Origin of the sequence: Nocardia grenadensis NBRC 108939 (assembly GCF_001613445.1) — a bacterium.
Lineage (GTDB): Bacteria > Actinomycetota > Actinomycetes > Mycobacteriales > Mycobacteriaceae > Nocardia > Nocardia grenadensis.
Map to the genome: position 1 here is coordinate 1 of NZ_BDCJ01000011.1, position 22,508 is coordinate 22,508.

The 22,508-nt window shown below is 68.0% G+C and carries 20 protein-coding genes; 13 read left to right on the top strand and 7 right to left on the bottom strand.

The genetic code is table 11. The features are described 5' to 3' along the window. Positions 1 to 5: 5 nt before the first annotated feature. Positions 6 to 1,802, bottom strand: coding sequence for a DEDD exonuclease domain-containing protein (locus NGR01S_RS13440; protein WP_084480857.1), 1,797 nt, complete (start codon positions 1,800 to 1,802; stop codon positions 6 to 8). Positions 1,803 to 2,348: 546 nt separating this feature from the next. On the opposite strand from NGR01S_RS13440, the gene NGR01S_RS13445 reads away from it, so the two are divergent. The 7 genes from NGR01S_RS13445 (at position 2,349) to NGR01S_RS32500 (ending at position 8,583) form a co-directional block, all read left to right on the top strand. Next, on the top strand, positions 2,349 to 2,924 hold the full coding sequence (locus NGR01S_RS13445; protein WP_063036617.1) for a C40 family peptidase: 576 nt from the start codon (positions 2,349 to 2,351) through the stop codon (positions 2,922 to 2,924). A 255-nt stretch (positions 2,925 to 3,179) separates the two neighbouring features. Continuing rightward, on the top strand, positions 3,180 to 4,193 hold the full coding sequence (locus NGR01S_RS13450) for an NlpC/P60 family protein (RefSeq protein ID WP_063036897.1): 1,014 nt from the start codon (positions 3,180 to 3,182) through the stop codon (positions 4,191 to 4,193). A gap of 45 nt (positions 4,194 to 4,238) precedes the next feature. Then, positions 4,239 to 5,363 (top strand): glycosyltransferase family 4 protein, encoded by a 1,125-nt coding sequence (locus NGR01S_RS13455; protein WP_063036618.1) that lies wholly within the window; start codon positions 4,239 to 4,241, stop codon positions 5,361 to 5,363. A gap of 492 nt (positions 5,364 to 5,855) precedes the next feature. Beyond that, positions 5,856 to 6,236, top strand: a complete 381-nt coding sequence (locus tag NGR01S_RS13460; protein ID WP_063036620.1) for a hypothetical protein — start codon at positions 5,856 to 5,858, stop codon at positions 6,234 to 6,236. A gap of 42 nt (positions 6,237 to 6,278) precedes the next feature. Further along, positions 6,279 to 6,716, top strand: coding sequence for an SRPBCC family protein (locus NGR01S_RS13465; protein ID WP_063036622.1), 438 nt, complete (start codon positions 6,279 to 6,281; stop codon positions 6,714 to 6,716). Positions 6,717 to 6,796: 80 nt separating this feature from the next. Continuing rightward, positions 6,797 to 8,089 (top strand): ArsA family ATPase, encoded by a 1,293-nt coding sequence (locus NGR01S_RS13470; RefSeq protein ID WP_084480858.1) that lies wholly within the window; start codon positions 6,797 to 6,799, stop codon positions 8,087 to 8,089. Continuing rightward, positions 8,086 to 8,583, top strand: a complete 498-nt coding sequence (locus NGR01S_RS32500; RefSeq protein ID WP_245664577.1) for a hypothetical protein — start codon at positions 8,086 to 8,088, stop codon at positions 8,581 to 8,583. The genes NGR01S_RS13470 and NGR01S_RS32500 overlap by 4 nt, the downstream gene beginning before the upstream one ends. 116 nt (positions 8,584 to 8,699) lie before the next feature. Here the strand turns inward: NGR01S_RS32500 and NGR01S_RS32505 are convergent, their stop codons facing one another. Continuing rightward, a complete protein-coding gene (locus NGR01S_RS32505; protein WP_245664578.1) occupies positions 8,700 to 9,275 on the bottom strand; it encodes an RNA-guided endonuclease TnpB family protein in 576 nt (191 codons plus the stop codon). 3 nt (positions 9,276 to 9,278) lie between these two features. Then, positions 9,279 to 9,806: an RNA-guided endonuclease InsQ/TnpB family protein gene (locus NGR01S_RS32510; protein ID WP_245664579.1), complete on the bottom strand. Its 528-nt coding sequence runs from the start codon at positions 9,804 to 9,806 to the stop codon at positions 9,279 to 9,281. 92 nt (positions 9,807 to 9,898) lie between these two features. On the opposite strand from NGR01S_RS32510, the gene NGR01S_RS13485 reads away from it, so the two are divergent. The 5 genes from NGR01S_RS13485 to NGR01S_RS13510 all read left to right on the top strand — a co-directional run bounded on the left by NGR01S_RS13485 (position 9,899) and on the right by NGR01S_RS13510 (position 16,441). Next, positions 9,899 to 10,873, top strand: a complete 975-nt coding sequence (locus NGR01S_RS13485) for an ROK family protein (protein ID WP_063036624.1) — start codon at positions 9,899 to 9,901, stop codon at positions 10,871 to 10,873. Positions 10,874 to 11,080: 207 nt separating this feature from the next. After that, positions 11,081 to 11,806, top strand: a complete 726-nt coding sequence (locus tag NGR01S_RS13490; RefSeq protein WP_063036626.1) for a lysophospholipid acyltransferase family protein — start codon at positions 11,081 to 11,083, stop codon at positions 11,804 to 11,806. Between the two features lie 23 nt (positions 11,807 to 11,829). Continuing rightward, positions 11,830 to 12,555 carry a phosphoribosylanthranilate isomerase gene (locus NGR01S_RS13495; RefSeq protein ID WP_084480860.1) on the top strand — a complete coding sequence of 242 codons (726 nt, stop codon included), beginning with the start codon at positions 11,830 to 11,832 and terminating at the stop codon, positions 12,553 to 12,555. 1,594 nt (positions 12,556 to 14,149) lie between these two features. Beyond that, positions 14,150 to 14,911: a sporulation protein gene (locus NGR01S_RS13505; RefSeq protein ID WP_063036630.1), complete on the top strand. Its 762-nt coding sequence runs from the start codon at positions 14,150 to 14,152 to the stop codon at positions 14,909 to 14,911. A 252-nt stretch (positions 14,912 to 15,163) separates the two neighbouring features. Then, positions 15,164 to 16,441 carry an FAD-binding oxidoreductase gene (locus tag NGR01S_RS13510; protein ID WP_063036632.1) on the top strand — a complete coding sequence of 426 codons (1,278 nt, stop codon included), beginning with the start codon at positions 15,164 to 15,166 and terminating at the stop codon, positions 16,439 to 16,441. A 593-nt stretch (positions 16,442 to 17,034) separates the two neighbouring features. On the opposite strand, the gene NGR01S_RS13515 is transcribed toward NGR01S_RS13510, so the two are convergent. Together NGR01S_RS13515 and ctaC are read right to left on the bottom strand one after the other, a co-directional pair. Further along, positions 17,035 to 17,451, bottom strand: coding sequence for a cytochrome c oxidase subunit 4 (locus tag NGR01S_RS13515; protein ID WP_063036634.1), 417 nt, complete (start codon positions 17,449 to 17,451; stop codon positions 17,035 to 17,037). 13 nt (positions 17,452 to 17,464) lie between these two features. Then, positions 17,465 to 18,451: an aa3-type cytochrome oxidase subunit II gene (gene ctaC / locus NGR01S_RS13520; RefSeq protein WP_084480976.1), complete on the bottom strand. Its 987-nt coding sequence runs from the start codon at positions 18,449 to 18,451 to the stop codon at positions 17,465 to 17,467. 444 nt (positions 18,452 to 18,895) lie between these two features. Between ctaC and asnB the strand changes: the two genes are divergently transcribed. Beyond that, the gene (gene asnB, locus NGR01S_RS13525) at positions 18,896 to 20,839 is read left to right on the top strand and encodes an asparagine synthase (glutamine-hydrolyzing) (protein ID WP_063036636.1); all 1,944 of its coding nucleotides are present in this window, start codon (positions 18,896 to 18,898) and stop codon (positions 20,837 to 20,839) included. Between the two features lie 65 nt (positions 20,840 to 20,904). Here the strand turns inward: asnB and NGR01S_RS13530 are convergent, their stop codons facing one another. Both NGR01S_RS13530 and NGR01S_RS13535 read right to left on the bottom strand, forming a co-directional pair. After that, entirely contained in the window at positions 20,905 to 21,876 is a 972-nt protein-coding gene (locus tag NGR01S_RS13530) for a carbohydrate kinase family protein (protein ID WP_063036903.1), read from the bottom strand. Positions 21,877 to 22,061: 185 nt separating this feature from the next. Next, positions 22,062 to 22,418, bottom strand: a complete 357-nt coding sequence (locus NGR01S_RS13535) for a HesB/IscA family protein (RefSeq protein WP_030523898.1) — start codon at positions 22,416 to 22,418, stop codon at positions 22,062 to 22,064. Positions 22,419 to 22,508: the final 90 nt, after the last annotated feature.

Here is a 22,508-nt window from a genome sequence, read left to right on the forward strand (position 1 = left end):
GGCCCTCAGGAGCGTTGTTCGTCGTAGGACTCGGCAGCGCGGCCCGCAGCCGCGGCGGTATCGGCTGCCTCGGCCCAACCCAGCCAGCGTCCCGCGCCGTGGGCGGGTTCGGCGTAGCCGTCGGTGGTGCGCACGATCCGCGCACCGGGGCGTTCGAGCCAGCGGACGATCACCGCGACCTCGTCCGGGGACGCGCCGAGTAGTGGCGGTAGCCGGAGGTCGGCGCCGGTGAGGGGCAATTCGCCCGGGTCCGGCGCCCCGGGTTCCGACCCGGTGGGGCGTACGGTCTGCGCGGCGGCGACGATCTGCTCGACTACCGGCATCGGCGGGATGCCGCGCGCGGCCGTGCCCGCCCCGGCGAGCCGGCCGTGCCGGATTACGGCGAATTCCCAACCGCCGGCGCCGTCGGGATGCGCGACGATCAGTTCGGCGGGACGGGCCACTGCGGCCAGCCGCTGGGTGCGGCGTAGCGCGCGGATGAGGGCGGCGGTCCGGTCCCGCAGCCGCGCCGCGGATTCGTACTGTTCGTTCGCCGCGTAATCGTCGATCCGGGCCAGCAGGGTGCGGACCGCGGCATCGTCGGCGCCGGTGAACAGGGCACGAGCGGCCGCGGGGGCCGCCGCGTAGGCCGCCGCCGCCCGCGGTTCGGGGGCCGCGGCCGGGCAACCGCCGACGGCCATCGGAGCGCAAGTGTGCAGGGCCGTCCGGGACAGGCGGGTGGTGCAGGTACGCAGACCGCAGTACTCGGCCAACGTGGCAGCGATCTCGGCGGCCGCGGCACGGGCGTGGAAGGGGCCTACCGCCGGACCGCCGGGGTCACGCACCAGCGTCAGCCGCGGGAAGGCCTCGGCGGTGAGCGCGATCCACCAGGCGCGTTTCGGGAATTTGGACCGCCGGTTGTAGGGCGGGGTATGCGCGACGAGCAGCCGCAGCTCCCGGACACCGGCCTCCAGCCCGTGCGCGCACACCACATGATCGACCCGGGTGGCCAGCTGCACCATCTCCCGGATCCGGCCCCGGGTCTCCGAGCCGGTGAAATAACTGCGCACCCGCCGGCGCAGATTCACCGCGGTGCCTATATAGAGGACCTCGTCCGACGGTCCCCGGAAGAGGTAGACACCGGGCGCGGCGGGCAGGTCGACGGCGAGGGCGCGTTTGGCCCGCTGCCCGGCGGTGACCTCGGGCAGATAGTCGATCAGTTCGGTGAGGCTGTGTACCCCCTGGTTCCCCACCCGGCCGATCAGCGCGTGCAGGACATCCACGGTGGCGCGGGCGTCGTCGAGCGCGCGATGGGTCGGGGTGGTGCTCGCGCCGAGCACCTGGGCGAGCACCCCGAGCCGTACCGACGGCGCCTCGTCACGGCCGAGCACCCGCCGCGCGAGCCGGACCGTGCACACCACTTGGGCGCGCGGCCACGGGGTCTCGGTGCGTGCCGCGGCGGCTTTGAGGAATCCCATATCGAAGCGGGCATTGTGCGCGACGAGGACCGCGCCGGCGGCGAACTCCAGGAATCCGGGCAGGACCGCTTCGATGGGTGGCGCGGCCCGCACCATCGCGGTGGTGATACCGGTGACCTGCACGACTGCCGGCGGTATGGACCGTCCGGGATCGACGAGGGTCGCGAATTCACCGAGCACTTCGCCCCCGCGTACCTTGACCGCGCCGATCTCGGTGATCGCGTGGTCGGCCGGGCTGGTGCCGGTGGTTTCCAGATCCACCACCACGAAGGTCGTGTCGTAGAGCGGAGTGTCGAGTTGGTCGAACGCCAGTTGCCGGGCAGGCAGCGGGGCGGGTTCGGACACGGCGGCAGGCTACCGGCCGGATACGACAGGTTCGCGGTACCGGACCGTAGTGCGCGATCCCGAGATGGGCGTCGAATCTGTCCGTATTCCCCGTCGGCGGACCACTCACCACCTAACTGTGCCCCAGTTCACATTCAATGTCCATTTGCTATTCAATTGCTCTGTTCGGTGGAAAATGGTCATGGAATCCAAAAGCAGGAGGCCGCGGCGGAGCAAACCGGAACGGACGCCTCAGCGCAGTCACTGTCCCCGCAGGGAGATCCGCCCGCTCGAACTGGGAAAAACGATCGATTCCGCTGCCGGCAACCCCGCCACGGGCGACGTCCGCACATCCTCGCCTCACCCCCACGTAACCTCGGCGCAATTCGCCCCGACCCTGTGATTTCGCTCGCACAATTTGCCAGGCGAAAGCTGCGGGTCGCATGTTTATCGAGCCCAGGGGCTTTACAAATAGCCGTGATCTGTTCGTAATCTTTTCGAGACCTCGCGGAGTTCGGCGTGCCATCGGCGGTGCGACCGGGCGGGGGAGATCGGAAGGACCGCATCATGGCGTTCAACACCGTCAAGCGACAGGCACGGCGCGTAGCCGTAACCGGAGCCGTCGGCGCTGCCACCCTGGGCGCACTCCTGCTCCCCGCCGCACCGGCCGCCGCCCAGCCGGTGACCATCGACGGCTTCGGCACCTTCGAGGTGCCCAACGAGATCCCGATCCCGGCGGGCATTCCCGGCGTGCAGGCGCCCGGCGCCGCGGTCGCACCGCCGTTCGTCACCCCCACCAAGACCGCGGGCCAGTTGGCGCTCGACGCCGCGCTCTCGAAGGTCGGCGCCCCCTACGTCTACGGCGCGGCCGGCCCGAACGCCTTCGACTGCTCCGGCCTGGTGCAGTGGTCCTACAGACAGGCCGGACGCGAGCTACCGCGCACCAGCGACGCGCAGCTCGCCTCGGGTGCCCCCGTGTCGATGAACGCTCTGCAGCCCGGCGACGTCGTGTCGTTCTACGGCGGCGGCCACTCCGGCCTGTACGCCGGCGATGGCAATGTCGTGCACGCCTCCACCGCGGGCTCCCCGGTCGCGGTCGCGCCCATCTCCTCCATGCCGGTCGCCGGCGCGCGGCGCTACTGAGCGGCACCCGTGGGGCCTCCGGCGGGACCTGCCCGGCTCCGGCCGTCGGCCGGATCACCGGGCGGGATCACACTGGACACCCCGCGGACCCGTCCGTAATCTAATCGAGACCTTTACGGGCTACTTCGCACAGAGCGTCATACGGAGAGCGGGGCACGGCAGGCTGTGGCAGGACACGAACAGCGGCAACGACGTCGGCGGGATCGGCGTCGCGGGCCCGGCCACAGGCGAGACCGGCATCCGGCACGCACCGCTCTGGCGGCCGGGCTCCTGGCCGCGGCCCTCTACGGCGGCGGCCCGGCGGGAGCCGATCCGGTCCCTGCGCCGACCTCGGCGAGCGAGGCGGTCCAGCAGATGATCGACCTGTCCCGGCAGGCCGAACAGCTCAATCAGCAGGCCCTCACCGCGCAGGCCGACCTCGACGCGAAACTGGCCGTCCAGCGCGACGCCGACGCCAAGGTCGCCGCAGCCGGAGCCGCCGTCGACGCCGCGCGCAACGAGGTGGCCCGGTACCGGCCGATGATCGACCGCACCGCCATCGCCGCCTATCAGGGCGCGCGCACCAACCGGTTGTTCTCGGTCCTGGTCAGCGACTCACCGCAGCAATTGCTGGACCAGATGTCCACGCTGGACGTGGTCGCCACCCAGACCTCCGACCAGCTGAAGCAGTACAAACGCGCCACCGACGCCGCGACCACCGCCCAATCCGCGGCCCGTGCCGCCGCCGATACCGCCCGTGCCGCCACCGAACAGGCGAATACCGTGCGGGACGATGTCGGGCGCAAGCAGACCGATCTGCAGAACGCGGTGGCGCGGGTCATCGAAGTCTGGGGCAGTTTGTCGACCGCGGACCGGGCCGCCCTGGCCGGCTCCCCCTTCCCACCCGGATTCGACCGCGACAGCCTGCTGCGCGATCTGGTACCCGGCAGCGGCACCAGCGCCCTGGCCGCCGGGCTCACCCGTGTCGGCGATCCCTATGTCTGGGGTGCCACCGGGCCCGACCAGTTCGACTGCTCCGGCCTGGTGCAGTGGGCATTCAAGCAGGTCGGCAAGGACGTGCCGCGCACCAGTTCGGCGCAGGCCGCCTACGGCACCCCCGTGGGCCGCGACGAACTGCAGCCCGGCGACGTCGTCTTCTTCTACGACGACATCTCCCACGTCGGCATCTACGCCGGAAACGGGCTCATGCTGCACGCGTCGACCTTCGGCGTCCCGGTGGCCGTGGCCCCCATGGATTCCACGCCATACCACTCCGCCCGGCGCTACTGACACCCGGAGCGACCCGGTCGACAGCACGCCAATACTGTTGGTCGCATGGCTCGAACTCTGCTGGTTACCAATGATTTCCCGCCGCGGCCGGGCGGTATCCAGTCGTATCTGCAGGCGCTGGCCGGGCAGCTGCCCCCGGACGATCTGGTCGTCTACGCACCGCGGTGGCGCGGGGACAGCCACACCCGATTCGACGCGAAACAGCCCTTCCAGGTGGTCCGCCACCCCACCACCCTCATGCTGCCCACCCCCGCGGTGCTGCGCCGCGCTCGAAAGGTACTGCGCGCCGAGGGCTGCGAATCGGTGTGGTTCGGCGCGGCCGCACCGCTGGCCCTACTCGCCGCGCCGCTGCGCCGCGCCGGCGCCCACCGAATCCTGGCGAGCACCCACGGCCACGAGGTCGGCTGGTCGATGCTGCCGGCCGCCCGGCAGGCGCTCCGGATCATCGGGGACCACACCGACGTCGTCACCTATGTCAGCAAATACACGCGTCGCCGGTTCGCCGCCGCGTTCGGACCCGATGCCGCCCTCGAATACCTGCCGCCCGGTGTGGACACCGAAACCTTCCGTCCCGATCCGGCCGCTCGCGCCGAACTGCGGAAGCGCTACGGTCTCGGCGACCGGCCCACTGTGCTCTGTCTGTCCCGGCTGGTCCCGCGCAAAGGCCAGGACGTACTCCTGATCGCCATGCACCGGATCAAGGAACGAATCCCGGACGCCGTGCTCGTGATCGCCGGCAGCGGCCCCTACGAGGACCGGCTGCGCGGCCTCGCCGACGCCCTCGGCCTCACCGACGACGTGGTGTTCACCGGCCGGGTGCCCGCGGCCGAACTCGCCGCCCACCACACCCTCGCCGACGTCTTCGCCATGCCCTCCCGCACCCGCGGCGCCGGCCTCGATGTGGAAGGTCTCGGCATCGTCTACCTGGAGGCCTCGGCCACCGGCGTCCCCGTGGTGGCCGGTACTTCGGGCGGTGCCCCGGAAACGGTGCTGGACAGCGAAACCGGGCGAGTGGTGGACGGCCGCCGCGCCGACCACGTCGCCGACGCGATCGCCGATATCCTCGCCGACCGCGACGCGGCCGCCGAAATGGGCGCCGCCGGAAGGTCCTTCGTCGAACGCCAATGGCGCTGGGACACCCTGGGCGCCCGCCTCCGCCAGCTGTTGTGATGCTGTGTTTATTTGCGGCGCCTGCGGCGCCGCGGGGTCGAGGCCCCGGAAGGTCCCGCCGTTCAGGCCTCGAGACTCGCGCCTGCGGCGCATGCACTTCGAGGCCTGAACTGCGGGACCGGCCTCGACCCTGTCAGGGCCTCGCCGAACTCGGCACCGGGAGGGCGCCGCTGTTCGTGAAAGCGATCAGACGCCAGGCCGCCCGGACGGTCGAGTCGATATGTGATCACGAACATCGAAGGCCGACGCAACCCGTACGCGTCGAGTTCTACGAGACACCTCGAAAGGTTGAGGCCCGTCTCGCCCCTTGGCCGAAAGTGCTCAACGGTCGCACTCTATGGACGGCCCACCGCGCATCGCATGCGCCGAAGGCTCGAGTCCCGAGGCCGAAACGGCGAGACCAAGGGGGCCGCAACCCCGCGCCGCCGCAGGCGGCGCCAAAAAACACAGCGCCGATGAGCACTTTCTTCGCCATCTACTACGCTCACCCGGGTGAGCAGTATCCAGGTCGCGGACCAAACCTTCCTCGCCGCTCCGGGCCCCGCGGTGGCGGCTGCGCTGGCAGGCCCGGGACACTGGCGGCGCTGGTGGCCCGATCTCGAACTGGATATCCGGGAGGATCGGGGTGACAAGGGAATTCGCTGGTCGGTGTCGGGCGCGCTGTCCGGCACCATGGAGGTGTGGCTGGAACCGTCGCTGGACGGCGTGATCCTGCACTACTTCCTCCATGCCGAGCCACCGCAGCCGCTGCCGCCGCGCAAACTGGCCGCCGCCAACCGGGCGCGCCGGGTGGCGGGCAAGGTGATGTCGTTCGAGATCAAGGACCGTCTCGAGGACGATCGCCCGGCCGGAGTCGCTCCGCACGACAACTGACGGATTTCGTACCGTACCGCCGAAAGGAACCCCTGAAACCCAATGGCCGACCGGACCCAGAGATCGATCGTCATCGCGGCACCCGCGCGGCAGGTGATGTCAGTTATCGCCGATCTGGCGTCCTACCCGGAGTGGGTATCGGCCGCCAAATCGGTGGAAGTCCTGGAGACCGGGCCCGACGGTCGGGCGCGTACCGCGCGCTTCGTGCTGGACGCGGGCGTGGTGAAGGACACCTACGTGCTGTCCTATACCTGGCAGCCGGATGAGCTGGCCGTGAGCTGGACACTGGTGAGCGGTGACCTGCAGAAGACGCAGGAGGGCCGCTACGAGCTCGTCGAGCACCCCGGTGGTGTCACCGAGGTGCTATACGAACTGACCGTGGATCTGACGATCCCGATGATCGGGATGTTCAAGCGCAAGGCGGAGAAGGTGATCACCGATACCGCGCTCAAAGAACTGAAGAAACGGGTCGAAGGCTGACCGGGCCGCAGCGCTCGGGAGACGATGCCCGCGGCGGCGGCCGGCCCGCTCGCGGCGCGCGGTCGCGCACGCGGCTCGAATTGTTCGTCGGTAAGGGCGGTGTCGGCAAGACGACACTGGCGTGTGCGCGTGCCATGAGTTGCGCCCGGGCGGGTCAGCGGATTCTGGTGGCCTCGCTCGACCAGGCGCATTCACTGGGTGACGCGCTCGGTTTCCGGTTCGCGCACGATCCGGGCGCCGTCCCCGGGATCATCCGGGTCGTTCCGGGCCTCGAGGTGATCGAACTCGATTCGCTGGCGCTGCTCGAGGAGCGTTTCGGCGCACTCACCGAGCTGCTGCGCACCGATCCGGGTCACGATCACGGTATCGACCTGGCGGCCCTGGACCCGGCCGAACTCACCGGTCTGCCGGGGGTGCAGGAGCTGCTGATGCTGGTGGAGATCGCCCAGTACGTGGCCGACGACGAATGGGACGCGATCGTCCTGGACTGTCCGCCGACGGCCGATATGCTGCGCATCGTCACCATGCCCGAGACCGTGCTCGGGTATCTGGACCGGGTCTGGCCACCACATCATCGGATGATGAGCTCGATCGGTACCGATATCCGCCGGGCCGTCCTGGCGGCGACCGTGCAGCGGGTCGTCACCGCGGTCGGCGAGGTCCGGGATCTGCTCGCCGACTCCGACCGCACCAGTGCCCGGCTGATCACCCTGGCCGAACGGGTCGCGGTCGCCGAATCCGCCCGGGTGCGCTCGGCGACGGCACTGCTCGGATTGCGGCTGGATGCGGTGGTGGTGAACAAGGTGCTCGCCGCGGTACCGCCACCCGGACCCGAACCGCAGCATCCCGCCGTGCGCTGGTACCTGAACCGCTGCGCCGAACAGTGGGATGTGATCTCCGGGTTGCAGCGGTCGATGCCGGAGGTCCCGATACTCGTCGCGGAGCATACCGGCGCCGAACCGGTGGGGCCGGTCCCGCTGGCGGCGCTGTCGTGCGTGGTCGCGGAGTCGGAGATGACGCCCGGAAGCGGAACCGACGGTGTCCGGCTCGACAGCGGGGGCGGGGCGCGCGACGATCCGGGTTCGGCGCCGATACCGGGAGACGGCACCGCGAGCACCGTGCCCGCGGTGCGACTGGAATCGGGGGCGGGGTTGCAGTCGGTGTACGCGATGCGTATCCATCTGCCGATCGCCGATCCGGCGACACTGCGCCTGGGACGAGTGGAGGACGATTTGATCGTGGGAGCGGACGGCGTCCGCCGCCGGCTACGCCTGGCGCCCGTCCTACGCCGCTGCACCGTAAGCACCGCCGAGCTGGACAACGGATACCTCGTCATCCGTTTCCGCCCCGACCCGCAGGAGTGGCCGAAGTGACCGGAACCCGCTATCGCCAGCCCGAGGGCGTCGCCGAATTCGCCGACGAACTGCGGCTGCTCGCCGAAGCCGTACTGGAACGCGTCGAACCGGTCCTGCGCGAGGCCGCCGCCGAGGGGCAACCCGAATGGAACAGTTGCACCTGGTGTCCGCTCTGCGCCGCGGCCGCACTGGTCCGCGGCGAACATCACGAGGTCCTGGCCACGGTGGCCGCGCACGGCACCGCGATCGTCACGGTGCTGCGGGAAGCCCTGGCCGGGGTGCCGGTGGATCCGGTGGTGGCGCATCGGCACGGGCCGGAGAGCGGCACCGGGCACGAAAAGTCCCGCCGTGGCGCGACCGGCGCCCACGCGGCATCCGGCGACTCCGTCGCGGCCGATGGTCACGGCGCGGCGGCCGACGGCACCGGCGCCGCCGCGAATCCACCCGGCGATCACCGCGGGAATTCCGGAAAAACGCGCTATGTCGGCATACCCGTGAACTTCAAGCATTGACTTCCTCCCCACGCCTGAAGGCGAAGGATTCCCGCAGTCACCTGCGGGGTTTCCTGTTTCACCGGCGATTGCCGAAGGGCTGCCCCTTGCGGTCTTACGTCGCCTCCGCAGGCGTTTTAAGTCTCCACCAGCCCGGCGGCGACAAGGATATTCTTAGCGGCGTTCAAATCCCGATCATGTCGGGTGCCGCAGCCGGGGCAGGTCCAGTGCCGTGTCCCGAGGGAAAGCGTGGCGAGCAGATGTCCGCACGCGCTACAGGTCTTCGAACTCGGATACCAGCGATCAACCACAACCACCTGGCGGCCCGCGCGTTCAGCCTTGTATTCCAGCATCGCCCGGAACTCGCTCCACGACGATTCGCTGATCGCTTTCGCCAGGCGACGGTTGCCGACCATGTTCTTCGGAGCGAGGTCTTCCACTGCGATCGTGTCGAACCGTCGCACGAGTTCGCTGCTGGTCTTGTGCGGGAAGTCCCTGCGGGCATCCCGCACACGGGAGTGCTTACGCGCCACCTTCACCCGCTGCCGGGCGCGGTTCTCCGAATCCTTCTTCATGCGGGACAGGCGCCGTTGCTGGCGCCGCAGCCCGCGTTCATGACGGGCCATGTGTCGGGGGTTGGCGATCTTCTCCCCAGTGGACAGGACCGCGAAGTCTTTGATGCCCAGGTCGACACCGACCGATTCCCCGCTCACCGGCTATGGCGCGGGGTCGCCTGTTTCGACCGCGAAGGTCACATACCGGCGGCCATCCGGGTCGCGGGACACGACCACCATGGTGGGGTCGAGGGTGGCGAGGTCGATGTTCGGCCAGGACCGCGCGATCCGCAGCGGTGCCGCGGTTTTCGCCAACCACAGGGTGCGGTCCTTGATCCGGAACGCCGAGCGGGTGAAGTGCGCCGACTGGCGGCCGTGACGGTTCTTGAACCTCGGGTATCGCGCGTTGCCCTTGACGAACGCCGCGAACGCCGCGTGCTGGTGGCGCAGGGTTTGCTGCAACGGCACCGACGACACCTCAGACAGAAACGCCAGCTCTTCGGTTTTCTTCCACTCCGTCAGGGCGGCGTCGGTTGCCCGATACGAGGTCGGCTTTTGTTCGGTGGTGTAGTGACGTTGCCGTTCGGCGAGGGTCTTGTTCCAGACCAGGCGTACGCAACCGAACGTACGACGCAGTACCGCCGCTTGTTCGGTATCCGGGTATGCCCGGACCTTGTACGCCGTTCTCATTCCTTCAGACTTACAGGAGCGCGCAGCGTGTGTAAGAACTTTTCCCGATTCCTCCTGACGGCCGAAGCCGGGGGCTTCCTCAGAGGTTTCCAGTGACCGGCTCCCGCTCCGGCGCCCCGCTGACCGCCGGTATCGATATCGGCGGCACCAATATCCGCGCGTCGGTGGTCGACGCCGCGGGCGAGGTCCTGGACACGGTGCAGTACCCGACCCCGCATTCGGCGGTCGCGCTCGAGGCCGCACTCGATCGCGCGGTCCGTGAACTCGCCGACCGGCATACGCTCGACGCGGTCGGTCTGGCGGTCGCCGGTTTCATATCCCAGGACCGCACCACGGTGCGCTTCGCCCCGCATCTGCCCTGGCGGGACGCGCCCGTGGCGAAACGGCTCACCGACCGCCTCGGCCTGCCGGTCCTGCTCGAACACGATGCCAACGCGGCGATGTGGGCCGAGTACCGGTTCGGCGCCGCCGCAGGCGGGCACAATGTGGTGCTGGTGGCGATCGGTACCGGAATCGGTGCCGCGCTGCTGCTCGACGGCACCCTGTACCGGGGCACCTACGGCGTGGCCCCCGAACTCGGGCATCTGCAGGTGGTCCCCGGGGGACGTGACTGCGGATGCGGGAAGCGGGGCTGCTGGGAGCGGTACTGCAGCGGGACCGCCCTCGCCGAGACGGCTATCGAAATGCTGGCCACCGAAACCGCGTCCTCGGCGCTGGCCCGGGAGCTCGTCGCCGACCCCGGCGCGGTCACCGGCCGCCGCATCGCCGACGCGGCCCACGACGACGATCCGCTCGCCATCCGGGTGATGGCCGATTTCGCCCGGTGGCTCGGGCTGGGCCTGGCCTTCGTCGGCGATATCTTCGACCCGGACCTGGTCGTCATCGCGGGTGGGGTGAGCAGCTCGGCGCCGCTGTTCCTCGACGAGGCCCGGGAAGAATACGCGGCGGCGGTCACCGGCCACGGCCACCGGCCGCTCGCCCGGATCCGGACCACCCAGCTGGGCGAGGCCGCGGGCATGATCGGCGCCGCCGAACTCGCCCGCTCCGCGCTCATCGCCGGCATGTGAAGGCCGGGGCACCGGGCCGGAACATCCGGTGGTTCGCCCGAAAGAGGGTCTTGTCACGTTCACGTAACCGAAACGCACCGGTGAAATCTCGGCAGCGAGTGTGAGTGACATTGTTCGCGGGGCTTGGATGTGATCTGTGACCGGCGGTAGAGTCGGCTGGCAGAGGCATTCCCCCAAATCCATCCCGGTTCTCGGAGTAAGGACGTCATGTTCTACTGGCTGCTTAAGTTTGTGCTGCTGGGTCCGTTCATCCACCTCTACAACCGACCCGAGGTGGAGGGCGTGGAAAACATCCCGGCCGAGGGCGCGGCCATCATGGCGGGGAACCACCTCTCGTTCGCGGATTGGCTTTTCGCCCCGCTGTCGAGCCCGCGCCGGATCAACTATCTGGCCAAAGCCGAATACTTCAATACCCCTGGCCTCAAGGGGCGGTTCCAGAAGTTCTTCTTCAGCGCCTCCGGTCAGTACCCGATCGACCGCAGCGGTGCCGATGCCGCCGAGGACGCGCTGATCGCGGCCCGCGCCCTACTCGACGAGGGCCGTCTGGTCGGCCTCTACCCGGAGGGCACCCGCTCCCCCGACGGCCGGTTGTACAAGGGTAAGACGGGGATGGCCCGGCTGGCCCTGGAAACCGGGGTTCCGGTGATTCCGGTGGCGGTGATCGGCACCGACGAGGTGAGCCCGCCCGGACCGTTCCGCTGGAAGCGCCGCAAGGTGACGGTGAAGTTCGGTAAGCCGATCGATTTCTCCCGCTACGAAGGTATGGGCGGTAATCGCTTCGTCGAGCGCGCGGTCACCGACGAGGTCATGTACGAGCTGATGCGGATGTCGGGCCAGGAATACGTGGATGTCTACGCCTCCAGCTTGAAGAAGAACGTGCCCTCGGGACCTTCCTCCCATATTCCGCGCATTCCGGAGTCCGCCGCGAGCTGAACGCGACGCGTACCATCGGGCGGATGACGGTTCGCGCCAAGATATGCGGTATCCGGTCCCGATCGGACCTGGAAACAGCGGTGTCCGCCGCCGCGGATGCCGTCGGATTCATCTGCGGCACAACCCATTACAGCGAAGACGCATTGACGCCCGGAGTGGCCGCGGAGTTGTCCGCGGCCACTCCGTCGTTCGTGAACCGCGTCCTGGTCACCCATCTGGAGGAGGCCGGCGCCATCCTCGACTTGGCCGCCCGGGTCGGTGTGGACACCATCCAGGTGCACGGCCTGGTCGATCGCGCGACACTGAGGGCCGTCCATGCCGCGGCACGTGGGCGCGCCATCGTGCGCGCGGTCCACGTGACCGGCACGGACGCGGTGGCCCGGGCCCGGGATATCGCGGCAGACTCCGACGCGGTGCTGCTCGATTCCCGGACCGCCGACCGACTGGGCGGGACCGGCCGCACCCACGACTGGTCGGTGAGTGCCCGAATCGTCGACGAACTCTCCCGGATGGGACGGCCGGTGATCCTGGCCGGGGGCTTGACCGCCGACAATGTGGAGCAGGCGATCGCCGCGGTACATCCGTTCGGTGTCGATGTGAACAGCGGTGTCGAAACCGACGTCGGCGACAAGGATTTCACCGCCTGCCAGGCCTTCGTCAAGACGGCGCACGAAAGCGATCGAGGCCGGCCGGTTCCACTCCCACCGCGCCGAGTACCAGAGCTCCAGCGAACAGGGTCGCGGCGGTGACAGCGGACCCCACGACCGCTGCCCCGATCACCGTCGCCACCACCGCCTCGTCGCCAGGATCAGCAGGGTCAGGCCGCGACCGGTTCGCTTCACGACAGCAGGAAGGTCACCACGGGCAGGATCACCGCGGTGAATGCCGCGAACACCGCCGCCGCGGTCCGTGCCTTGGGCACACATGCCGCCAGGTGTCGGCGATCTCGCCGCGGCGGAACGGTTCCTCCTCCACCCGCGCCTCACCGCGGCGCAGTCCGGCCAGCGTGCGTCAGACGGTCAGCGCCCGAACACGACCGACCCGGTTCCCCTCTACCACAGCGATTTCCGGACGGGATGGCAGCAGCGCGGTGTGCGCAGGCGTATATCGGCTGGATCCGCGGATCGTCCTCCAGGAGCAGCGAAACCACCAGGGAGGTGCCGTGTAGCAATGCCTCGGCGGCTGTTTCGTCGGCGGTGGCCAGATCGGCGAGCGCGTGCGGTGCGGCGGTGGTGGCGGTCAGCGATACCGGGCCCACCGGGCCGGATAGCCGCCAATCGTGGGTCTGCGGGTCACACGTTCGGATCGCAGCTCCCGCAGTCACCGCACCACTACCGGATCGGTGGGTGCGGTACCCAGGCAGTTCAGCGCCCGCGGACGCCACGACAGGGCCCCGGAATCCCGAGGCTGTCAGGAAGTGCAAAGTAACTTCGGTGGCAGCGGTTTTCGGGCTGTGATCGGTAGGTAAATCGTCAGACGAAGTCTATGTCGATGTCGATGGTCGGCTTCGGTGTCGGGTCCTGGGCGAACGAATACGGGATTCCCCTCGAATCAAGGGCGTCGAAGAGTTCCGGCGGATGCTCCGACCTATCCGAAAAAAGGTGACGCGGTCAATGGAATCGGTCAGTAGAGGCGATAACTCTGTTCCCGATTGTGTGGAGGTCACTCGATGAATCTGAGCTTCGATGTATGGTTTGACACTTTCGGGGTTCTGGAGTGTGAACAGATCTTCGTTACGCCGGAATAGATTCGAGGTCGGGTTCGTAAGCGGCTCGGCAAGCGACATGCCCACCTTCATCTCGTCATTATGCGTTGCGACGGCTAAAGAGTCGTTGAGCGTAATCGTTGCCCGCTCGGCGACCTGCGGCTTGAAAACCACTGCGATCGTGCCATAGCTGGACAAACGACCACCATAAAGATCTCGGCCCAGCGGATCGCGTGTGACATATCCGTGTATCGGCCGACCTTCCGGCGCCAGGTCGGCACCGTACCCGAAGAGCGCCTTGTGCGAAGGGACGTATCCCTTCAACTGATGGTCGAAGATACTGGTTTTACCCGTGTCGAAGAAGCTTCAGATTCCGGGGCCGACAGGTCGATCGGGGACCGGAATTCCCAGGCCCCGCTGTCGGTGCACACCATATCGCGGCGCACCGGAGCGCGCACCTCGTCGGCTCGCGGCACCGGCCCGGTCTTCCTCCCGCCGATCTAGCCATATTCCACAGGCGCTCAATGGTTTCGACCACCCTCCCACTCGGGCAACACACGGATGGGCGTTTACGTCTACGCTGTGGACCGAGGCACGGCGGCGGGGAGACGTGCGGCGGGGCCGGAGGGAGACTTTCGATGTTCAGGACATTGCTGGGCGCGCTGGGCGCGCATACCGCCGAGGTGGAGACCGAGTTGTCCACCCCCGGAGTACAACCGGGGCAGGCGGTGCACGGAATCATCCGGATGCGCTGTCATGATCGGCCGGTCCGGGTGAAAGGCGTCGCGGTGGAGTTGGTCACCCGGGCCGAACGCGAGTACGACGACGGCGAGGCGCTGGTGGATATGGCCTTCGCCCGGCAGCCGGTGTTCGGCCCGTTCGAACTGCTGCCCGGGTATCCGCTGGAAGGGCGGTTCGAACTGCTCGTGCCGTGGGAAACACCCATCACCTTCTACAACGGCAGGCACCTGCACGGGACCGCCGTCGCCGTCCGCACCCGGGTGGACGTGGACGGCGGATTCGACGCCACCGATACCGACCCCATCGGTGTGGGCGCGCTGCCGCCCCAGCACGTGGTGCTGGCGGCGGTGGAGGCCTGGGGGTTCGGCCTGCGGCACGCCGATGTGGAGGCCGGCCGGGTGGACGGGATCCCGCATTCGCTGCCGTTCTTCCAGGAGATCGAATTCGGCCCGTCACCGCGTTTCCCGCGCCTGAACCAGCTCGAGGTGACCTTCCTGGCCGACCCGCACGGTATGTACGTGGTCATCGAAGCCGACAAACGCGCCGCGCTCTTCGCCCCCGGCCGCGATGTCATGGACACGATCCGAGTAGATTTCGCCACATTCGAACAGGTCGACTGGGTCGAAGTAATCGGCCGGCGACTCCACGGCCTGGCTTGAGCCCGCCCACCGAACAACCGCCCCACCCCGCCCCTCGACGCCACCCCGGCGCCGAGTTCAGCGAGGCCCACAAAGGGTCGAGGCCCGTCCCGCCGTTCAGGCCTCGAAGCGCATGCGCCGCAGGCGCGAGTCTCGAGGCCTGAACGGCGGGACCTTCGGGGGCCTCGACCCCGCGGCGCCGAAGGCGCCGCAAATAAACACAGCAAAACCCAGTATCGCCACGGCAGCCCAGCTGTGGTTAGCTTTCGTGCCATGAGCACGCCGCACATCGTTTCTCCTGCCGAGTACCTGCCTCGCGACACCGCGGATGTCGTTCGCACCGTGCGGAATTCCCGGGAACGCTCCAGGCCGCTCACCGTTCACGGGGGCGATCCCGCCACCGACGGCCTCACCCTGCCCGATCAGCAGACCGTGGTGTCGCTGCGCCGGATGAACGCGATCGTCGATCTGAATCTCGGCCGTCGCACGGTACGGGTCCAGGCGGGGGCGCGGCTGTCCGATATCGACCGGCGGCTCGGCGCGCACGGTCTGGGCCTGCCCGTGGTGGGCGACCATCGGGATATCACCGCGGGTGGGTTCGCCTCGGTGGGCGGGGTGAGCACCGCCTCGCACCGACACGGCCTGTTCATCGATCAGATCGTCGACCTCGAGTACGTCGATACCGACGGCCGGATCGGCACCTGCGGGCGCACCCATCACATAGAACGGTTCCATCGCATCCTGGGCGCCGGCGGCCGGGCGGGCATCATCACCGCGCTCACCCTCGACACCGTGCAGGTCGACAAGGACAACACCTGGTTGTCCACCGATTCGCACCGCTTCCTGGATTTCGACAGTTTCGTCGACTACGCCTACGCCGAGGTCACCCGTCCCCGGGACGCGGTGCTGCAGGTGGGTCGCTGGGTGGATACCGCCCCGCTCAAGGTGTCCCGCCCGGTCATCGCGGGTCAGATGCAGCTCGGCACGGTGCGGTTCGGCCAGTGGTCCAGCCTTTACCCCACCGCGCCCACCCGCTCCCTGCGGGCCCGCCGTGAGGTCGGCAGCCGGGCCCGGAAATCGCTGGGCGCCATTGCCTCGGCGACCCCCGGTAAGGCCGGTATGCCGGTCCGCAACGCCGCCGCGGGTGCGGTGATGTTCACCCCCAAGGTCCTGACCCTGCGCGACGCCGAATACCTTGCCGATACGGTGATCAGTTCCTCCGAGCGCGGCCCGGCCTACCGGGTGGGCGTCTTCGCCCCGCTGTCCAACTACACATCGGTGTTCTACCGGCTGCACGATCTGTTCAACGGCCATCGGGAACGTACCGGCTGCTTCACCGTCATCTCGGCCATGACCTACGGGGTGCGTTCGCCGTATCTGCGCTACGAATCCGCCGCCAACAACCTGCCCGCCGCCGACCACGGCCTGATCACCTTCACCTGCCGGCTCCGCCCGCACGCCCTGCCGTCGGAACAGCTGCGCGATATCGTCACCGGCATCGAGGAGATCTGCCGCTCGGAGAACAGCATCCGCTACGAATCCGTCGACTGAGCTGTGTTTATCTGCCCCGCCTCCGGCGGGGCGGGTCGGGACCTTGTGACCCCGATTCTTCACTCCGCCGCTCCAGAATCGGGGGCGGGCTCCGACCACGGAGGTCGACCATCCAGAGGAGACAGAAGGTACATGCTGTCGTGCGCCTGGACCGGTCCGGGGAGGTTCACGGCACCTGAGTGCTCAATGGTCACCGGCCTATGGACGGCTGACCGCACACGCTCCAAAGCCGGGGCGGGACCGACCTATGGACCGCTGACCATCCGGAGTAGACGGGGGTGTTGCGGGCGTGTGCCCGACCGAGTACGGGCGGGCCGACACCATCAGTGCTCACCGTTCGCCGCTCTACGAACGGTAGACGGCCCCGGCCACGGACTTCGCCCCTCCGGTAACACCGGGGCGTGCCGACGTACGTCTTGGTCGACGTGGGCGCGCTCACGTCACTGTAAGTGCTCAATGTCGCCGTTCTATGGATGGCCGACTGCACCCACACCATGGGAACCCACCATCCTCGAGACGCAAGAACCCCGCTGTCCGGAAGGCCGGCGGGGTTCTCGTCGTGCGGGTGCGGGCGCCGGAACGCCGCCACCGGCTCAGTGCTTTTCGGGGCCCAGATAGTACTCGAAGACCAGGCCGCCGGCGGCGGTCAGGACCAGGATGACACCGAGCCCGAGCAGCCACGGCTCGAAGAAGGCGAAGCCCAGGGCGGTCACCGAGGCGGCACCGGCCAGCAGGATGGGCCAGAAGCTACCGGGCGAGAAGAAGCCCAGGTCGCCGGCGCCGTCCACGATCTCGGCGTCCTCATAGTCCTCGGGGCGCAGGTCGAGCCGGCGGGCGACGAAGCGGAAATAGGTGCCGATGATCAGCGACAGACCGGCGGTGAGCACGATCGCCGTGGTGCCGGCCCATTCGATCCCGGTCCGCGACTGGGCGGTGAAGAAGCCGTAGATGACGCCCACGAGAATGAAGAACACCGTGAGCAGTTCGAACAGCCGTGCTTCGATCCTCATCTCAGATCAGTCCTCACTTGCTTTCGGTGGTGTCGGTCTTGACCGTGCGATCGGTGTTGAACGGCTGGGTCGAGGTGGCCACCGGCGACTCACCGATGGACTCGAGCGCGGCGGCATTGGTCATACCCGATTCCCGCGCCTGGATGTAGCGCTGGAACTTATCCGGCGAAACCGCGCGGACCTCGAAGTTCATCATCGAGTGGAAAGTGCCGCACATTTCCGCGCAGCGGCCCACGAAGGCGCCTTCCCGGTCGATCTCACTGATCTGGAAGACGTTGTCGGAGTTGTTCTCCTTCGGGTTCGGCATGACGTCCCGCTTGAAGAGGAACTCCGGAACCCAGAACGCGTGGATGACGTCCGCGGCGGCGAGCTGGAACTCGATCACCTTGCCGGTCGGGAGCACGAGGACGGGAACCTCGGTGCTGCTGCCGATCGTTTCGATCTTGTTGTAGTGCAGGAAGGACAGGATGTCGTTCTCGGGACGGCCGTGCACCGGGCCGGGCTGCGGATGGCCCTCTTCGTTGGTCCGGTTGGCGTACTCCTGGAGCTGCTGCTGGTTCGCGTTCTCCCGGGTGGTGTCGACACCGTTGTAGGTGAACCCGTTCTTCAGGTCGACATCGCGGTAGCCGAACTTCCAGTTCCACTGGAAGGCGGTGACGTCGACGACCACATCCGGGTTGTCGACCTTCTCGTGCACGTAGTTCTGCACGACCACAGTGAAGTAGAACAGCACCGCGATGATAACGAACGGGATCGCGGTGTAGGTCAGTTCGAGCGGCACGTTGTAGCCGGTCTGCCGGGGGAACTCCGGCGAGTCCTTCTTCTTGCGGTGGAAGACCACGGTCCAGAAGGTCAGGCCCCAGACGAGCACACCCATGATGAGGGCGGCGACCACCGACCAGGTCCACAGTTCCCGCATCCGGTGGGCCTGCGGGGTGACACCCGAGGGCCAGCCGAACCGCAACCACACATTGTCGATCGAGCAGCCGGATACGAGCATGGTGGTGATCCCGAGGGATACCGCCAGTCCGGCCCGCCGCAGGACACGACCCCGCCGCCGGGCAGGCCGTGCCCCGATCTCGTCGCTCGCCTTGTGCGCCACGCTCAACGCCTTCCTGGTCGCCACACATTCCGACACCGCATCCCCGGGGCGGGACCCGCCGCCGGGAACGCTGAAAAACAGCTCGTTCGGGCTACCCGGGCGGCTCCGCGCACCGCGCGACACCACCCGGAACAGTCCGAGTACTACGCAGCGTAGACCAAACACGCGCCCGGTACGCCGTCGGGTCGGCTTCGACACTCCGTACAGTGGCGCACGGGGCGGACGGAGGTGTATCGCACGGGGAATCGATACGTGCGGCATACTCGGACACTAGATTTCGCCCACCGCGCCGACTCCCCCGGGCGCGGATCCCCGACCAGTAGAAACGAGGTTAGCGCCGCAGTGTGTGGACTGCTCGGATTTCTGACATCCGATACCGCGACACCGGAAACGGTGCAGCGGGTATACGACGCGCTGCACTGTGTGCGGCACCGCGGGCCGGACGAGCGCGGCACCTGGCACGACGACCAGCTGATCTTCGGTTTCAACCGGTTGTCGATCATCGATATCGAGCATTCGCACCAGCCGCTGCGCTGGGGTCCGGCCGACGACCGGCAGCGGTACGCGCTGACCTTCAATGGCGAGATCTACAACTATCTGGAACTGCGCGAGGAACTGGCCCGCGAACACGCGGCCGAATTCGGTGACGAGTCCATATTCGCGACCGAGGGCGACGGCGAGGCCATCGTCGCGGCGTTCCATTACTGGGGTCCGGAGGCGGTGCGGCGGCTGCGCGGCATGTTCGCCTTCGCGATCTGGGACACCCACACCCGGGAGCTGTTCCTCGCCCGCGACCCGTTCGGTATCAAACCGCTGTTCCTGGCCACCGGCCCGGGCGGTACCGCGTTCGGCAGCGAGAAGAAGAGCCTGCTGGAACTGCTGCCCGATCTCGGGCTGGACGAATCCCTCGACCACCGGGCGCTCGAGCACTACACGGTGCTGCAGTACGTCCCGGAGCCGGAGACGCTGCACGCCGGTATCCGCCGGCTGGAGTCGGGCAGCCACGCGGTGGTGCGGCCCGGCGCGCAGCCGGAGATCACCCGCTATTTCGTTCCCGGATTCGGCGTACGCCCCTTCGCCGCGGGCTCCGAACAGGCCCGCTACCGGGAGATCGCCGCGGCGCTCGAGGATTCGGTCGCCAAACATATGCGCGCCGATGTGACCGTCGGCTCCTTCCTGTCCGGCGGTATCGACTCCACCGCCATCGCGGCGCTGGCCATGCGGCACAACCCGAAGCTGATCACCTTCACCACCGGCTTCGAGCGGGAGGGCTATTCCGAGGTCGACGTGGCCGCGGAGAGCGCGGCCGCGATCGGGGCCCGGCATATCGTCAAGGTCGTCTCCCCGGCGGAGTTCGCCGCCGCCATCCCGGAGATCGTCTGGTACCTCGACGACCCGGTGGCCGATCCGGCGCTGGTGCCGCTGTACTTCGTCGCCAAAGAGGCACGTAAGCACGTCAAGGTGGTGCTGTCCGGTGAGGGCGCCGACGAACTGTTCGGCGGCTACACCATCTACCGGGAGCCGCTGTCGCTGGCACCGTTCGAGAAACTGCCCCGCGGGCTGCGCCGGCTGGCCGGGAGGGTCTCCGATCTCATCCCGGACGGCACCCGCGGCAAGAGTCTGCTGCACCGGGGTTCGCTGACCCTCGAGCAACGGTACTACGGCAATGCGCGCAGTTTCAGCGACGCCCAGCTGCGGTCGGTGCTGCGGGAGTTCCGCCCGGAATGGACCCATCAGGATGTCACCGCCGCGATCTACGACCGGTCGGCGGGCTGGGACCCGGTCACGCGGATGCAGCATCTGGATCTGTTCACCTGGTTGCGCGGTGACATCCTGGTCAAGGCCGACAAGATAACCATGGCGAACTCCCTGGAACTACGGGTGCCGTTTTTGGATTCCGAGGTCTTCCGGGTGGCCGAGCAGATCCCGCTGGAACAGAAGATCACCAAGGACACCACCAAGTACGCGCTGCGGCAGGCGCTCGAGGGCATCGTCCCGGGCCATGTGCTGCATCGCGCGAAGCTGGGGTTCCCGGTGCCGCTGCGGCACTGGCTGCGCGGCACCGAACTCTACGACTGGGCCCGACAGCAGATCGCCGAATCGCAGACCGATCATCTGCTGGACAAGGCCGCGATCACCGCCATGCTCGACGCGCACCGGGCCGGGGATTCCGATCACAGCCGGCGCCTGTGGACCCTGCTGGTGTTCATGATCTGGCACGGGATCTTCGTGGAGGACCGGATCAAGCCGGAGATCTCCGAGCCCACCTATCCGGTCCAGGTCTAGCCCCTACCGACAACGAGGCCCGCTCACCTCGATGAGCGGGGCCCTCGTTCGTTGTTACCGGCGGTTCAGCGCAGCAGTGATTCGAGTTCGGCGGCCGCGTCCCCGCCGTAGGCCTCGCCGAGCCGTTTGAGCGCGGCATCGGCGTCCAGCGCCCATTCCTGGGTGCCGACCGTCTCCAGCACGAGTACCGCGACCAGCGAGCCCAGCTGTGCCGCGCGTTCGAGGCCGAGTCCCGCGGCGTGGGCGGTGAGGAAACCGGCCCGGAACGCGTCACCCACACCGGTCGGGTCTACCTTGGCGTACTCCGGCACGGCCTCGACGCGCGTCTGGCTGCCGTCGGTGTCGACCACCAGCACACCGTCCTTACCGAGGGTGGTGACCCGCACACCCACCCGGGCGGCGATCTCGTCCTCGGTGAGGCCCGTCTTCTGCTTGAGCAGGCCCCATTCGTACTCGTTGGTGAAGAGGTAGGCACTGCCCTCGATGAGCTGTACGGCCTGGTCGCCGTCCAAGCGGGCCAGCTGCTGGGAGGGATCGGCGGCGAAGGGCACGCCCAGTTCCCGGCATTCGGCCGTATGCCGCAACATCGCCTCGGGATCGTTCGCGCCGACCAGGACCAGGTCGAGTTTGCGCTCTTCGGCCAGCGCGGTGAGCGAGATATCACCTGCTTCGCTCATCGCGCCGGGATAGAACGAGGCGATCTGGGCCATATCCTCATCGGTGGTGCAGACGAACCGGGCGGTGTGCGCGGACTCGGACACCCGGACCACCGAGCAGTCGACACCGTGGGACTCCAGCCACTGCCGGTACTCGCCGAAATCGCGTCCCACCGAACCGATGAGCAGCGGCGACTGCTTGAGCAGGCCCATGGCGTAGGCGATGTTGCCGGCGACCCCGCCACGGCGGATCACCAGATCGTCGACGAGGAAACTCAGCGAGACATGCTCGAGCTGATCGGGCAGCAGCACATCGGCGAATCGGCCGGAGAAACGCATGAGGTGGTCGGTCGCGATGGATGCGGATACAGCTATGGACACGTAGGTCGGCCCCTTCGGAATCAGCGCGAACAAGAAAGTGAACGGGGCTTTGCCCCCTGGGGTTCACCGTATCAATTCGCCGGGGCTACGACTACGTGTCGTAACCGGCCTCGTGACAAGTAATGGTCACGTAACCCGGGTGTATCGCAGACTGCCGGGCCGGCGCTGTCACCGGCCCGGGGCACTCAGTTGAAGGAGTCGCCGCAGGCGCAGGAGCCGGTGGCGTTGGGGTTGTCGATGGTGAAGCCCTGCTTCTCGATCGTGTCGACGAAGTCGATCGCGGCGCCCTGCACATACGGCGCGCTCATCCGGTCGACGGTCAGGGTGACGCCGCCGAATTCGGCGGTCAGATCGCCGTCGAGGGTGCGATCGTCGAAGAAGAGCTGGTAACGCAGCCCCGCGCAGCCGCCCGGCTGCACCGCGATCCGCAGCGCGAGGTCGTCCCGGCCCTCCTGATCGAGCAGCGCCTTGGCCTTACCCGCGGCAGCATCGGTCAGCTGCACACCGTGGGTGGTGGTGGCGGTGTCGTTCTGCACACTCATGAACTCTCCTATGGACAGCGTGGTCGGTCCGTGAACAGCGCACGGTTCCGGGTGTCACAACACCCTCGGACGGGCTGCTATTCCCCATCT

Coding starts and splice junctions, on each gene's coding strand:
- NGR01S_RS13445 (WP_063036617.1), top strand. CDS start 2,349: ATGGCGTTCAACACCGTCAAGCGACAGGCACGGCGCGTAGCCGTAACC.
- NGR01S_RS13455 (WP_063036618.1), top strand. CDS start 4,239: ATGGCTCGAACTCTGCTGGTTACCAATGATTTCCCGCCGCGGCCGGGC.
- NGR01S_RS13465 (WP_063036622.1), top strand. CDS start 6,279: ATGGCCGACCGGACCCAGAGATCGATCGTCATCGCGGCACCCGCGCGG.
- NGR01S_RS32510 (WP_245664579.1), bottom strand. CDS start 9,806: ATGAGAACGGCGTACAAGGTCCGGGCATACCCGGATACCGAACAAGCG.
- NGR01S_RS13490 (WP_063036626.1), top strand. CDS start 11,081: ATGTTCTACTGGCTGCTTAAGTTTGTGCTGCTGGGTCCGTTCATCCAC.
- NGR01S_RS13495 (WP_084480860.1), top strand. CDS start 11,830: ATGACGGTTCGCGCCAAGATATGCGGTATCCGGTCCCGATCGGACCTG.
- NGR01S_RS13505 (WP_063036630.1), top strand. CDS start 14,150: ATGTTCAGGACATTGCTGGGCGCGCTGGGCGCGCATACCGCCGAGGTG.
- NGR01S_RS13510 (WP_063036632.1), top strand. CDS start 15,164: ATGAGCACGCCGCACATCGTTTCTCCTGCCGAGTACCTGCCTCGCGAC.
- NGR01S_RS13515 (WP_063036634.1), bottom strand. CDS start 17,451: ATGAGGATCGAAGCACGGCTGTTCGAACTGCTCACGGTGTTCTTCATT.
- ctaC (WP_084480976.1), bottom strand. CDS start 18,451: ATGCTCGTATCCGGCTGCTCGATCGACAATGTGTGGTTGCGGTTCGGC.
- NGR01S_RS13535 (WP_030523898.1), bottom strand. CDS start 22,418: ATGAGTGTGCAGAACGACACCGCCACCACCACCCACGGTGTGCAGCTG.